The 14499-nt window shown below is 36.9% G+C and carries 10 protein-coding genes and 1 pseudogene; 1 reads left to right on the top strand and 10 read right to left on the bottom strand.

Features of this window, described 5'->3' with window-relative positions; all coding sequences use genetic code 11:
* Positions 1-473 (top strand): annotated as a pseudogene (locus ABTQ23_RS15980) (hypothetical protein); the annotation flags it as partial.
* Between the two features lie 40 nt (positions 474-513).
* Here ABTQ23_RS15980 and ABTQ23_RS15975 read toward each other — a convergent pair.
* The 10 genes from ABTQ23_RS15975 to ABTQ23_RS15930 form a co-directional block, all read right to left on the bottom strand.
* Positions 514-1188, bottom strand: a complete 675-nt coding sequence (locus ABTQ23_RS15975; RefSeq protein WP_408616744.1) for an AMIN domain-containing protein — start codon at positions 1186-1188, stop codon at positions 514-516.
* Between the two features lie 21 nt (positions 1189-1209).
* Complete coding sequence (locus ABTQ23_RS15970) at positions 1210-4653, bottom strand: type VI secretion protein IcmF/TssM N-terminal domain-containing protein (RefSeq protein WP_408616743.1); 3444 nt, start codon at positions 4651-4653, stop codon at positions 1210-1212.
* A 34-nt stretch (positions 4654-4687) separates the two neighbouring features.
* Positions 4688-5410 carry a DotU family type IV/VI secretion system protein gene (locus ABTQ23_RS15965; RefSeq protein WP_408616742.1) on the bottom strand — a complete coding sequence of 241 codons (723 nt, stop codon included), beginning with the start codon at positions 5408-5410 and terminating at the stop codon, positions 4688-4690.
* A 2-nt stretch (positions 5411-5412) separates the two neighbouring features.
* Positions 5413-6795 (bottom strand): type VI secretion system baseplate subunit TssK, encoded by a 1383-nt coding sequence (tssK, locus tag ABTQ23_RS15960; protein ID WP_408616741.1) that lies wholly within the window; start codon positions 6793-6795, stop codon positions 5413-5415.
* The gene (locus ABTQ23_RS15955; RefSeq protein ID WP_408616740.1) at positions 6795-7391 is read right to left on the bottom strand and encodes a type VI secretion lipoprotein TssJ; all 597 of its coding nucleotides are present in this window, start codon (positions 7389-7391) and stop codon (positions 6795-6797) included. The genes tssK and ABTQ23_RS15955 overlap by 1 nt, the downstream gene beginning before the upstream one ends.
* Positions 7392-7704: 313 nt before the next feature.
* Positions 7705-8478 (bottom strand): hypothetical protein, encoded by a 774-nt coding sequence (locus tag ABTQ23_RS15950; RefSeq protein WP_408616739.1) that lies wholly within the window; start codon positions 8476-8478, stop codon positions 7705-7707.
* Between the two features lie 11 nt (positions 8479-8489).
* The gene (locus tag ABTQ23_RS15945; RefSeq protein WP_408616738.1) at positions 8490-8891 is read right to left on the bottom strand and encodes a DUF4150 domain-containing protein; all 402 of its coding nucleotides are present in this window, start codon (positions 8889-8891) and stop codon (positions 8490-8492) included.
* Positions 8892-8901: 10 nt separating this feature from the next.
* On the bottom strand, positions 8902-9525 hold the full coding sequence (locus ABTQ23_RS15940) for a DUF3540 domain-containing protein (RefSeq protein WP_408616737.1): 624 nt from the start codon (positions 9523-9525) through the stop codon (positions 8902-8904).
* Positions 9526-9537: 12 nt separating this feature from the next.
* The gene (locus tag ABTQ23_RS15935) at positions 9538-10608 is read right to left on the bottom strand and encodes a pentapeptide repeat-containing protein (RefSeq protein ID WP_408616736.1); all 1071 of its coding nucleotides are present in this window, start codon (positions 10606-10608) and stop codon (positions 9538-9540) included.
* The gene (locus tag ABTQ23_RS15930; RefSeq protein WP_408616735.1) at positions 10608-14498 is read right to left on the bottom strand and encodes a DUF2169 domain-containing protein; all 3891 of its coding nucleotides are present in this window, start codon (positions 14496-14498) and stop codon (positions 10608-10610) included. The genes ABTQ23_RS15935 and ABTQ23_RS15930 overlap by 1 nt, the downstream gene beginning before the upstream one ends.
* Position 14499 lies beyond the last annotated feature (1 nt).

The raw sequence follows: 14499 nt of genomic DNA, 5'->3' as shown, positions 1-14499 counted from the left end.
AATCTGCCACCGGCGGCTTACCGAAAACAACTGGGAAACTCTACTTTAGAACTGTCTCATTAATGGGGAAGTGGACAGTAACCAATATCTATTTTGATAAAAAAGCAGAAAAACCAATAGAATCTCAATCAATAATAAATAAATTATTAAATAATAGTCGGACTATAATTACTAAAATCATGAATATGGTCTGTCCACAAAGGTGGTTGATAAGATTACTATTAGCAGCTATTTTTAGTGTAATCTTAATCACATTAATCATAAGTATCTGGTATTATCCTTTACGCAAATGGGTAATGAGTTTCACCTTTAGTATTTTATCCTCACTCGCCATTATAATACTTATGCTATCAATAATAGCAGACCCCTACTTTAGCGAATTTCAAGTACCTATCAGCCTTGGATTTATCATATTTATTGGGGTTATCTTGATATTTATCCGTACTCTGAATAAAGAAGGAGACAAACCTTAAATTATTTTCAAAAATTCTATAGATAACCTATGTAAAATCATCACCTTTTATAGGAGATAGATATATGCAAATTATCTCCTTTTTTATCAATCTGCGTTTTACGTACTGTAGTGATGCTTTTTCTTAAATAAAAAACCAACCGAAGTTTATCAGGATGCATTCCTATTACAACTTTAAAAACAGGCCCTTTTTTTAAAGAATATATACGAGAACCTCGATTTATCCACTTTCCATGGACATCAATAACAATACATTTTTTATCAGAAATAACAAACGAACTAACGAGGCCAATAGGTTTATTCATTTGTAACGCTGTAACTAAATCATTTAATCCTTGTTTAAAACTTATATTATTTAAAGATCCCAAGGAATTGTGTACCGATGATTTTTTATGATCATCGATAGCACTTTGCATATAATTTCTATCAGATTTTGCTCCTTCAAGCGCTAAAGAATCGATAGTATGTTCAACCACATCTTTACGAACCGTATCACGCACTAGAATTGATGATTCTATTTTTTTAGGGGTAACATCTGACTGCAATTTTGCAGTTTCATTTTCACTTTTATTTAACGTGTTCTGAACAACTTCTTGAACATCAAATAAGAAGTTATCAAAGTCTCCCCAAATTGTGAGTAAAAAAATACTCCCTGAAGCTAATAACCAAAATAAAAAAAACACCATATAAAAATTACGATACAGAACAATTTTCAATTTATTTCTCCGTTTACGTAATTACCAGCTATGTACGATAGTATTAGGAATACTTATCGGGTGAATATTTAACAAATCAACCACTGGCTCACCACCCTGGATAGAAAACCTAACATTAATAGTTGAAATATTAAGGTTCAGCAGTACCTTTTTCTGAGAGGGGAAATCATCTGGCGTAAATTTAACACTGCCATTATTAAAATCTTTAAGAAATTTAGGAAAACCAAGTTCACCAGAATACGACTTAACAAGTTCAAATTCAGGGAATTTAATGTCAATAGAAGTCGTACTATAAACTCCTTTCTTCCAATTCAATTTCTGTTGTACAGGAAAATTAAAGTTATCCAATTGAAAAGTTTTTTTAGGACTGTTGACTATGAGGCTGGTTTGATAAGGCTCAACTTTAGCACCACGATTTACTGATGTCGGAATAGCTGAAATCAAAACAGTATATTCTGGTTGAATTTGTTGAACACCTCTTTCCCCATCTCGAAGAAAATCGAAAAACTCTTCTGTAAACGGAAATTTAGTGCCATATACTGAACGAGTAGTCCATCCTTGCGCATTCCGCTCTAAAAACGGACTTGCTGCACCATCTAAAAACTTGTCAACAACACCCGTTTTACCAAATAACACATCCCGCATCTTGTTATCAGGAACATGAGTAACTTTTGATAGCACTTCACCTTCCCACATACTTTGCAGCTCATCAGCAGACTCTTGTACAGTAACATATACAATATAATCTAGTGGACCAGAGATTAACTTCCAAAAAACATCGTCTTCAGATTTAATTCCCATCAATTGCTTCAAGGTAAATAATGCTTTATCCGCAGAATTAGCAGGGCTGTTATTGGAAGGGTTTCCTGCAATAATGCTTTTAAGTAGTTGTGAAGCGGCACCAAATGCAACATCATTCGTATCAGTATACGGAACTAATGTAGTTAACACTTTCATATAGTTATCTAAATTATAATTTGCCCTTACTTGATGCTCCGCTTCTTTACCTAGTTTACCACCGAATTTTGCTATAACTTTTGTCACCCCTTCTTGTGCATCTGCTGATGCTTTATCCACGCCTTTGGATTTTCTCTGCCGATAATCATCCATTACAGAATTAAACATGAAGACTTGTTTAACCCATAACTGAGGAGCAGCTATTTTTTCGATAGGTTCTAGCTCATTTTTCATCTGTTTAATAAGCAAAAAATAAGGGTTATCAAGGGTAGACATTTTCACAGCCATTTGCCTAAACTCATAATGAGTATGAAGTAAATGGTACCCTTGTGGAAATTTAGATGAAAAGTTATGCCAAGCTTGATAATACTGTTTGGCATACCAACTCCAAAACCTTTTACTCCAAATATCAAGATCTTTACTATCTGACAAAGAAGAATGCAATCCAGCTATAAATTTTTGTAAAAATTGATATCCTGCTTTTGTAAATGCGGGAGCAACAAAGATATTGTCATTTTGTTCTGATGACACGCCCCCCCAAAAATCGCCAAGCATTACTGGAGACAATGTTTCATTCTGATTAGCCCAATTAACTAACCAAAAATAACTGGACTGTTTTAATTTAAAATCAACTAAATTCTCTAGTTTAGCTTGATAAAGAGTTTCAGATTTCTTTATGTTAGATAAATTTTCAGACCACCTTAAATAGGCCTTATAAGCGTTTATAAATAAAGGGGTAAGATCTTCTTGAAAATCAGGTATTGCATACGCAATAGCTTTACCTGACGGAGGTTCTGGTATAATAGCTTGTGTGTCACCTAAACGAACTTTTGATAATTCGATATACCATACCAAATTACGCATATATTCATTTTCTAATTCACTAGGAATTTCTTTATTTTTATCTAAAAAAGAATAATTTAATGGGTCCAAAATATGCTTCTCAAATTCTACACAATAGAATTTTTTAAATCTTTGCTCTGCATTTAGACTTACATTAATCCCCATTCTAGGTATCCACCAGTTATGATTTAGTGCTGACATCTGATCAATTTGCTGCCTAAACTGATCTAACACCAATAAATTAGAGTCAACTTTCTCTCCCAAAATAGGATGTTTAGGAAGATCATCAAACACCACTTCCATTGCTCTAGAGTTTTCTATATAGGACACACTAAACAATCCAACAATAAAAAGAAGCATTAAAAAAAGAAATGACATTCCAAGATTTCTAATTAATAACTGCCAGCGCAGAAATTCCTTAAGAGGTGTGAATATACTACGATCACTAGGTAAGATTTTTGCAAACAAGTCTCTCAAAAAAAGCCCTTTATGGGACTCAGCTCGAGATGGCTCCAATTTTTTAAATGATTGTAATTTCTGTAAAGAACAAACTGGATTACCTTCTTGCTTTCCGCTTGAGAAAAATATGCCTCTCAATAATGGGTCTTCTATATAAGAATTTGAACTAAACATAGCCTCAGTAAATTGCTTTAAACCACTACGTAAACGCTCAAATCCGCTAGAAATTAAAAGAATACTGGGATCAATAACTCCATTCTGTTCCAATAAAATGAGACGGATAGCTCTTAATCTTTCTATAACAAAATCAATTGTTTTATCAACAAATATATCGGGTGCAGCAAGAAATTTCTCATCAATCAAACCAAGTGGTTCTGAAAGTACACTTTCAGGAAGAAGATCAGAGAGGCTTTTCACTCCTAGAATAAGATCAACTTTAGTCACTAAAATATAAATTGGAAATTTAGCTCCAACTGACTTCATAAGTTCATATATTTTGCGTCGTAATGCCATTGCATATTCACGCAATTCATCAGGGTCCTCATTAAGAAGTTTTTCCACGGATACTGTTAAAATCAATCCATTTAGAGGTTCCTTCTTACGATATCGAACAAGTAAGGAAAGAAACTGTTGCCATTCACTGCTATCCCGACCTTCTTCCAATGCAACAGCATATCGTCCAGCAGTATCTAAAATAATGGCCTCTTCAAAAAACCACCAATCACAGTTTCGAGTTGTCGAGATACCAGGAATAGGCCCTACATCAGTTAAAATAGACGTCAGCTTGCTACTATTAACAGCGGTTGTTTTACCTGAATCTGATTCACCAAAAATCATATACCAAGGTAAAACATAGAGAGGATTTCCATATTTTTTTAGTTTAGATGTCTGTAAAAGTCGGATAGCTTGCATCCACCGCTCTTGTAGGCTTTGCAAGTGCTGCTGTTCTTCAGATGGTATTGCAGCGATAGCAGAATTATCTTGCTCTATAATTCTTTTTACAAATTTTCTCTCATGTCGGCGTAAATACCATTTACGGATAAATAAGACACCAACAACAAGACCGATAAGAGCACCAAACAAACAGGCTCCAATCCACCATGGCCAATCTTTATATTGCACTAATGCGAAACATCCAATAGAGACACAAACAAATAGCAATATTAGCAACAGGGCTTTTATTAGCTGAAATAAAAATTTTTTCATAAACTAACCCTTTGTAACAAAATTTACTAGCTTATTAGCCAAACCAAAGCTCTAAACTTTGTTGCAATAATCCTTGATAAATAAAGAAAATAGCTATTACAGTTAAAACTGATACTGACGCAATAACAATCGAAGAAAAATTAAATATTTTACCCATTTGAGAATTTTTGATGTTTTTATTACTTTTAACTTTTTCATCATAATTAAAAAAGTAAATTTTATTTTCTTCTTGAGGTAATATCTGCTCAACAGACTCTTTTTTAAGTTTATTCAAAAAACTACCATCTTCATTAAAATATTTTCCAGAAAATCCCATAGCTATACTTAGTGTATAGACCTCCAGCACATCCTGAATAGAAGAAAATGATTGTTCTAAAGAATCTTCTAATAATTCATTAGAATTCTCAGAAGATAGTGATAAACATTGCGCCTTAAGTTTGTCCATTCTAACGAAAAATTCTTCACCAGCATTAACCGTTCCATAATATTGACGCTGTAACGTATTTTTTATCCACTGCTTAGCGCCAATCCATGATGAACATAAAATAGTTTCATCAGCCCATGCAAAAACAGCAAATCTAGCCTGATCATATTGCTCTGGCAGTAACTCTAATTGGGTAGATTTACTATCCATTTGTTTAATGAGAAGCTCAATGTCATCTCGAACAGTTTCATAATCAGGTAGATCATCTTTAGCTGAAGAAACTAAATATTGAATAAATGAAAAAAACTCTAAAAATATTTCGCATAGATGCACAATTAACCTCCTAATACAACAAGAAAGGCAGCCATATCAGCAGGAGCTGTATCCCAATATAGAGATAATGAACCAGAAATCTCTACATCGTGCCAAGCACGAGACAAATTGTTAATTTTTAAACATACAGCATCTTTCGTTTGCGGTAACCCCGGTGGTAATGGGTCAACCTCAATGAGTTCAATACCAGAAACCGCTCGGGCCAATAGTGAACTCATCCCTTTTGTAGCAGAAAGTTTTGCAACACCCAAAATATCTTTTTTAGCTTGTTCAGGATTTTTAGTCCGAAAAATAATCCAATAGGAATAATTTGGCTCAAAAACCTGCGAAGGAATCTCAATGGTGAAATATGGATCATCAAATATAAATTGACCAGAAAACTCAGGACCAGCAGTCAGACTATCTAAAATTCGTGAAATAACAGAACGGATAGCCTCAAAACCTATTCCGGGGCTTTTATGATCATAGTCGGGAATCAATTGCTGTCCTTTAGAATCGTCGCCTAATACCGAAATATTTTGAGAAAAAATAGACAACTCACCAACAAGTTGGCGTAAAACTCCGTATATTTGCCAAGGATGAATATATGGTGTCTGAAGCAAATGATGCAAAATTGGAATGTAGCGATTCAGTGTTTGAAGAGCAAAAAGAAATATTGTTGAGGTGAAGCTCAACTCACCAGAAGTAATCCCTCCGGGACTTTTATATTCCTCCAATTTACGACACCTAGAACACAACTGATCGAAAATATTTTTAACAATATCGGTCAAACTTTGTGAAGCAGAAATCGTTAATAACGGCGGAATAAACTTTTGATCGATACTAATCCGTTCACCATCTTTGGAAAGGCAAAGCAAAGGAATCACAGTGTAATCACCTAATTTATCTAGTTCTGACTCCCAAAACAATCGCAGTACATAGCGCAAATATTTTACATGTGCTTGTGGGCCATGACCTAAATAATCAGTGACTTCTTCAGGGTTAGCTGTGGCTGAAAATCTTGTCGAAGGTTCAAAATGTGCTGTCTCGTCAAGAACAGTGACATTATCTCCTTCAGGATTAAGTTTACGCAAACCAATATATACGGGGAAGCGTTCTTCACTTTCTGGCCAATCTTTCTCAAAAGAACGGGAACAAAGTGTTGCATTGCCAGGAAAAGAAACCCAATCACCATCTTCAAATAACAGCTCAAGATTAGAGACTTCTAAAGAATTTTGCTCAAGAGCGCCTTCTCGAATTTGTAACCTAGCAATTCCCCAACAATAGGGATAGGCATACGTTTGCAATATATTAAGACGATGCTGTTGATGCAAATCCGACAACTGAAAATGTTGAGGCTGTAAAAAGAGCCCCTGATACCAAAATAACGATTTATCGACAATCACTACTTCCCTACCTTTTGTAAATGATGAGGACCCAATATTAGAATCGCTGATAATTTCCCCGGGGTATATAAAGTATCTTGCCAAAAAAATATGCCTGGTTTATCTACATTGACTGGTATAGACCAAATTTTTGAGACTCCATTTATATTTCTTTTGAAATATCCAGCTACAACTGATAAATATCTAGCCCCTTCCGCTCGATTCAAACTAAACGTAATAGTTTGACCTGGTTGAATAAACTTTTGTTGAGATTGCACAATTGATTTATCAAAGCTATTACATTGCAGTAATTTCTCTTGTCCTGATACTGTACTAATGAGTTCTGCAAATAGATTCTTATCAGAAAGTTGATACAAACATAGTGCTAAAGTATGAGGCATCTCATCATACTCATTAAGTAACTTGTCAGCCCTCACCTCAAGTGAAATTGCTTTATCTTGATAAGTCCAATGTACATCATTAGGACTAGTCGCAGGAATAACAACAGATGCAGGATCTTTTGCTTTTTTAGAGCTAGAACAACTTGCAATAAAAAATATTGATATAATAACAAAAAGTAACAAGCCTTCCCGTTGCAATTGCCTAATATGAATCATTTCCCACTCCAATATTACAGTGTGAACATAAGACATTCATAATATAAAGCTAAACATCGAAGGCTACAGTAACTCTATATTTTTATATAAACTCTACCAATAGGTATATAAATCAACTCCGAACAACCGAATAAAGACACTTGTTCAATTTAATAATTGATAGGACTTTGATCACAAAATTAAAATTTAAATCAGATAAGTTCAATTTAATTCTAACAAGTGAAGAAAACATGTATTTTTATATAAAGCAACCAGATAAAAAAAGCAACTAATTAGCAGTGTTAAAAATACAATTTTATGATAATAAAATTGATTAATATAATTTAAACGAATATAGTTCTGCTGAATCAGATTCATCATATTCTCCAAAGACAATGCTTTTAGGAAAGCCGGTCACTTTCACATAATAAGACTCACCATTACTTAATAAATTTTTCGTTGCCCAACTGAGATATAACTCATTGTTTAACTCTAATTTAATTCCTTGCATGGGATAATTAAGCACACACGATTTGGGTAATTGACCAGCACTACCAACCCCATGAGCAGCAATATCAGCATCACCACTAACGCCAAACATGGCACCTTGCCAATTTGCTCCTTTTGAGGGACCAATCTCGAACCAAAGGCCTAGCCCCGGCAAAGGATGAAGATCTAATCGATATTCCATGTCTCTTTTTAATGGAATATTGGCTTTGGCTGCAAGTTTTGCCCCCAATTTCTCTTGCTCAACATATTCTGCATGCTGAAGTATCGTCGGCAAAGACAGTGGATCAATCACACCATCATCACACAATAGGATAATGGGAAAATTTCGTCCCTTACGTGTAAAAAGTACTGACGCAAGCAGCGATAACCCACAGAGTGTCTTATCAGAAGAGTAACTTTCGAGGCTTCCTTTTATTAACCAAACACCAACATCTTCAGCACACATTTCGGGAATAGGACCAGCCCATTCCATTTTTTCCATATTATCTGACCAAAAATGTCCTTTAACAGCTAATCCATAGCGTGTAATAGTCGAAAATAGATTTTTCCCCTTTGCTTCATCTTTTTCGAGCATTGATATATATACAGTTTTTGCCATAACAGTACTCCCTATCCAAGAGTCAATACAGTTGTCTGGCTCGGTGATGATGTTACACCAACGGCATTTTCTAACGTTTCAAGTGCATTTTGGCCAGTAACACTTGTTAAACGCTGTACTGGCATACCGTCAGCAAAAATAGTGGTGCAACCCACTGAATATAACGTTTCGCCTGAAATCATATGTGAAACGACACCGAGCAAAAGACCAGCTTCATCGCCTTCGCTGACTAACGACACTGAAGATTCATTCAAGGCCGGCATACACTCTATGAGTAACGAGTCGGCGGTAGGCTCTGTAGTCGCTGTTTCAGAGATATTCGGATAAGGTACAGAGACGACGACAACAGCTTCAGTTAAACAAACGTCAATAGCCGTCACATTCATCCCGGTCCCCATAGTTAGTGCATACATGAACTCACTCCTATCCCATATGAATCAGTTCTGCATCAATTTTTACGTCTTCATCAGAGAGAATCAGCGTATTTTTACTTTGTATTGCGAGTGTTTCATCCACTAGCTGACGATGAGACTCAGCCTGGCATTCCTCGTGTTCTTTGGTAAATCGAAAATAATTAACCACTCGCCGAGTAAATTCTTGGCTAATACTTTCAATAGTGTTAGCAACAACTTTGATTCGTTCCACCTGACTTAAATATACGCTGGCGACTATAGATAGATGCTCAACACTTACCTCAGCTTTCGCAGCTGATAAACTCGCTTTTGGACTGACACAAGTTAAGTTTGTATCGGGGGCAATTGTTAATCCCCCATTTTGAACATGCAGCACAGTATCCCCTGCTGTTTCTAATACAGTCTGAGTCTGCGGCGTGCGCTCTAAAATCGACAAAACCCACACCATACCTTGAGAATCAACAGAGACTAGCACCTTATCACCCACTTGAGGCCTTACCAAGCAGCTAACGGCTCGCTCTGCATTCAATTGCCCTTCATCCGTATCGATTTTAAGTCCAGACTCAGATTGAGTAACAAAACCGTATTCCAACACTGGCTGAAGTATTTCGTGTTGTCGTGCCACATTATCCATACTATTTCTCCATCATAAATTATGAGTAGAAAACCAATTTTCAGCTTCCTCTAAATCTTTATCAGTTCCTCGCAGACCTAATAGATTAGCGCCATCCCAGTTGGTATTTTTATCGATTACTTTATGTAAACGCGCATGGGCTAATGAAGCTCTGGTAAAATTTGCATGAGTTAAATCTGCATACGAAAAATCGGCATGCTGAAGCTGAGCCGTAGAAAAATCTGTAGCCTGACAAACAGCATGCTCAAAAATGGTGTGAATCATCCGCGCACCAGAAAATCGCGCAAGGCTGGCATTTACAGCTCCAAAATACGATTTAGATAAATCAGCGTCAGAGCATTGCGCTCCCTGCATCTGCGCTCCTTTAAACATACAGCTAATCGCTTTTACATTCGATAGATTCGCCTCACTCAAGTCTGCACCAGAAAAGATAGACATACTTAAATCAGCCCCAGATAAGTTAGCCCCTTTAAGATTTGCACCAGCTAAAAGTATCTGAGAAAACTGCTGTCCAGAGATGTCTTGTCCTGCCAATTGAGCTTGGCGAAGCATAACTTTAAACCAAGAAGCACCCTTTAATTTGGCATCTAGCAAACTTGCTCCGCTAAATGATACTCGCTCAATCTCTGAGCCAGAAAAATCGACTCTATCCAGTTTGCAATGGTCAAAAAATGATTTAAAAAGTTGCATAGATTGCATAGTGGCATCAGAAAAATTTGCATGTTGTGCCATTGACCACGAAAAATCAGCTCCAGTAAAATCAGCTTTTGAAAAATCGGCTGACTGCAATAACGATTTATGAATATAAGCTTCGCGAAAAGAAGCATTAGCTAAACACATTTTTCGAAAATCAATTTTAATTAATTGTGATTTTTCAAATGAAGCGTGGGTGAAATCGCAACTTTTAAATCCTGTTTTATCAATTTTTGCCTGTGAAAGATTAGCATCGGCCAGACATACATTTTCAAAGCGCCCACCAGTTAAATCAGCCTCCGAAAGATCCAATCCTGACAGGTCACAATCTCTTAATGTGGCATTATCTGCGATAGATTTAAGCACTTGTTCTCGAGTCATAGTGCTCATTATTCTTTCTCCAACAAATCTATATTGCCATCAAGCTGACTTAATTTAAGATTACACCCCTCAAACCGAGTCTCACCCACTTCAACTTTATAAAAATTACATGCGTACAAATTAGATCCACGAAAATCAGTTCGTACTAGCCGAGATTTACGCAAGCTCCCCGTCATCAGATCAAACGCACGCATATGAGCACCTTCTAGATTACATTTGATAAATCGAGCTTTACGCGCCTTAGCACGATTAAAATCAGCATCAATAAAAATAGATGCTTCAAGAATAGCTTCAGCTAAATCCGCTTGGCGAAAATCAGCTCCGGTAAAATCAGTTTCTCTTAATCCAGCTTGATATAAATTGGTTTTCGTAAAATTAGCGTATCGAAATTCACAATTTCGACCGGTGAAGAATTTAGCTAAATCAGCACCAGCAAAATTTACATGTTCCCCAACGACTTCGTTCAATTTACAGTGATGAATAGCTCCATCGCGAAAATCGGCCTGCTCCAATGACATTTTTTTTATAAGGCATTTGCCCAAAGACGCTTGCCGAAAATCCGCTTTATTGGCGATTCCAGAAATAATTGATAAATAGAAATGAGCAGCGATACAAGATATTTGAGTAAAATTGACGTCATCAAATCCACACATACGAATATTAGCGCCATCTAAAGTAGCTCGCTCAAATACCGCTTTATTAAAAGCGGTCTTGTTTATATTGGCCTTAGATAAATTTGCATCAGTGAAATTAGCCGATTGCATAAAACTATCTTGCATTGAACAATCAAGAAGAGAAGCACCAACAAAACTAGCAAACTGTCCTTTTGACTTATTAAAAGAACTTTTATCAAGCTTGGAACTTGAGAAATTTGTTTTATTTAAATCACATCCTGAAAAATCAGCACCGGATAAATTTAAGTAAGAGAGATCAACATTCGCTAAAATGGCACCAGCTATAGGCTCTCCATTTTGATACATTTCAACCACTTCTTCTCTTGTTCTAGGGACCATTGCATCGATATTAATACCAGCTTTAGCAAATTCAGCAGCACTTTCTGGTGACACACCATTTCCATCGAATCTTTTTTTTGCCTCTGCTAATTTAGCTAATCCTTTATCAAGCATGGCACGTCCCTTAGCTTGTAAAGTTTCAGCTTGGGCACTCATAGTTGTTATTTCTTGAGCTACTTTTTTTAATGAATCTAGTTTGTCAGCGGGAACATTTTTTTGAAATTCAGTTTTATTTAACTGCTCATTAATTTTCGCTACGAATTGTTTCCCTAACTCATTTGGCGATAAATTTTTAATCGATGTTTTTTGAGTGCTAGGCTGCAACATATCTTTAAGTGTTTTATCAATATCAATCCCTTGTTTTTCCAAAACTTTTTGCGAACTACCTAGTTGGGTTTTCACCTTGTCAGCAATGTCTGCTAACTTTTTGGCTTGAGCCTCAGGGGAAAGACCATGTGCGTTGACCAAATGAGACTTAACTTCCTCTCTCACACCCGACAAAATTTCCTTTAGATTAAATGGAAAAGAAAGATCAAGTTTTTTGAGAGGAGCTAATTTATTAGCCTCTGCTGGTTTTTCTTCTGAAACATCGGCCGATGTAACATCTTTAGGCAGAGCCTCCATCACCCATTGGCGAAGATCCTGTCCCGCTGCCTGGGCATCAAAAATACTTTTTCCAACTGGTAACTCTATAGATTGCGCTTTTTTAAACGTTGCAACCCATTTACTCCAAACCATATCGAGACTTGAATTTTCAGCAGCTCCATTAGGCCGCACAACTAAAAAGACATCACTTTTTTCAATTGCCTGCTTAGCCTCTTTACTTAACGGCTGCTCAGGAGATACTAACACCAAAATAGAGATGCAATCTCCCACGAGCTGCTCCATTAAAATACCGGTCAGCTCATTATCAACACATAATATTGGAGCCCATAAAGCGGAGCAATAACCAGGAAGATTAACCGTAGTTGCACTTGGTAAAAATAGAGATATTGGATCAGATCCGGGGACCAACATCTCTTGATCCCATTTTGAATCTTTATATACGCAACGTATTCTAGCTAACTGATCGCCGATAAAATAGGGAACAATAAGCCCAGCCGGAAGAGTAAACTGTTCAGCCTTATCAAGCCCCCATAACTCTTGCGAATCAACCAAATCGTCACAATTACAGCCAAGCCAATAATTTTTTATAGTACTCGTGCTCAAACCTAGCTTTTTCAAGCTATCCAGCATATTAGGATTAGTTTCCAGGTTTTTTCGCCACTGAACAACCAACGGAAACCCTCTGTCGTGCCAAGGACCCTTCGATGGCTCAGAGAAAATATCATCAGGAATAATCGTGTTAGGGTCAAATGGCAAATCACGCCCTTTCGGCCACTGTTTTTTTAAATTTTTTGCACTCTCAGTCAACTTCTCTCGCAATATATTCATGTGCGAATTAACTGATGCTTTTGCCTCCTTTTGCTTAGTGACTAAGTGGCTGATATTTTTCTCAAAGTTTGCTTCAAACTCATCTAATGTTCGATGGCTAGTCGCAAATTGAGTGAGATCGAACTCTACAAGGTGGCCAAATTTTGAGTGTAAACGACGAGTCATTTGCTCAGACGAATCCAACAAAGCTCGTTTTTTGTTAAGTATCTGCTTTAAATTTAACAATCTCTCTTCTGGAGGGCGAGGCGGCATCGTAGGGCGATTACCTAGCGCATGTTGGCGTATCGAATTGATAACTTTTGGAAGATTTCTCACCTGAATCATACTTTCATTTGCTTGCTGCACCGCTTGATCCATCTGTTCTGAATCAATATTCACCCCACGGTTTAACAATGACATCTGCAAATCACGATAATATTCAATTGATTTTGCTGGTTCATCCATGAGTTCATGACGGATGAGTACCCGCAATACATCGGAATATTCCTCATCAATAATATCGGTTAACCCACGAAACAATAGTACCCCGCGTAAAATTGTCGGAAAAAACCACACCGTTTCTAAATGCATCAGAACTTCTTTAAATACCTCATGCTCTTTGAGCTGATGAGAAGCTAAAGAATTTACGGGAAAATCATATAACTTGAACTTTGGATTTTGAGAAACAAACAAACGCATCCGCAGCCGCGGTATATTTCCCTCGATGACAGGAAGATCAGGATGGACATTTTCTAACCGATACGGTTCCCCACCAGCAAAATAGCCCGGTAACATCTGATCACTGCTAGCGAGATTAAAAAACTCATAGTTCATATCTTCAGGAAAATAGGGCCAGCGCTCAGCCTTCCATTTTGCATCGTATGTTCCATTTTTTTTTGCACGCTGTGGCCACTGCATGTCAATCGGGCCAAAGGAGGCAGGATGAGGCCTATCTGAGGGCGCGCCTATTTGCTGATGCGAATATTCTAAATGCGGTAAATTGATCGCAGACGAGCCATCGGCTAGCACATTTTTATTGATTCCCAACCCTAAAGGATTTTGCGCAAATGCAGGACCTCCAAACGCATTTGACCAATTCAGAGCAACTGAACTAAACGGCTGAGGGTGAGTAATGACACCTTTTTTCCAATACCTAGTACCATAAATGCTAATTGTCTTATCTAACTCACCTAATTGCACTCTAACTTGCGATGCTTCGCGTGGTTGATTCCTTGGCGCAAAACAAGAACCTGTTAAAAGATACTCACCTCGAGGTTTAGGAACCCCTTGATCTAATACTAGCTGAGAACCAAGTTGCTTAGGAATATCCTTCCATAACGCCTGCTCCGTTAATAAATGCTCTGAATCAGTAAGATCAAAATACACTAAAACGCCCATAGACAAAGATAATGTATTCTGAAGTCGTAATGGCCTTGGCAATAAAGAATATTGTTTATTTTTAAAGATTTTCATA

The organism is Celerinatantimonas sediminis, from assembly GCF_046054195.1.
Lineage (GTDB): Bacteria > Pseudomonadota > Gammaproteobacteria > Enterobacterales > Celerinatantimonadaceae > Celerinatantimonas.
Note: the sequence above shows the minus strand (reverse complement) of the source record. Positions and strands in the feature narration are given on the sequence as shown.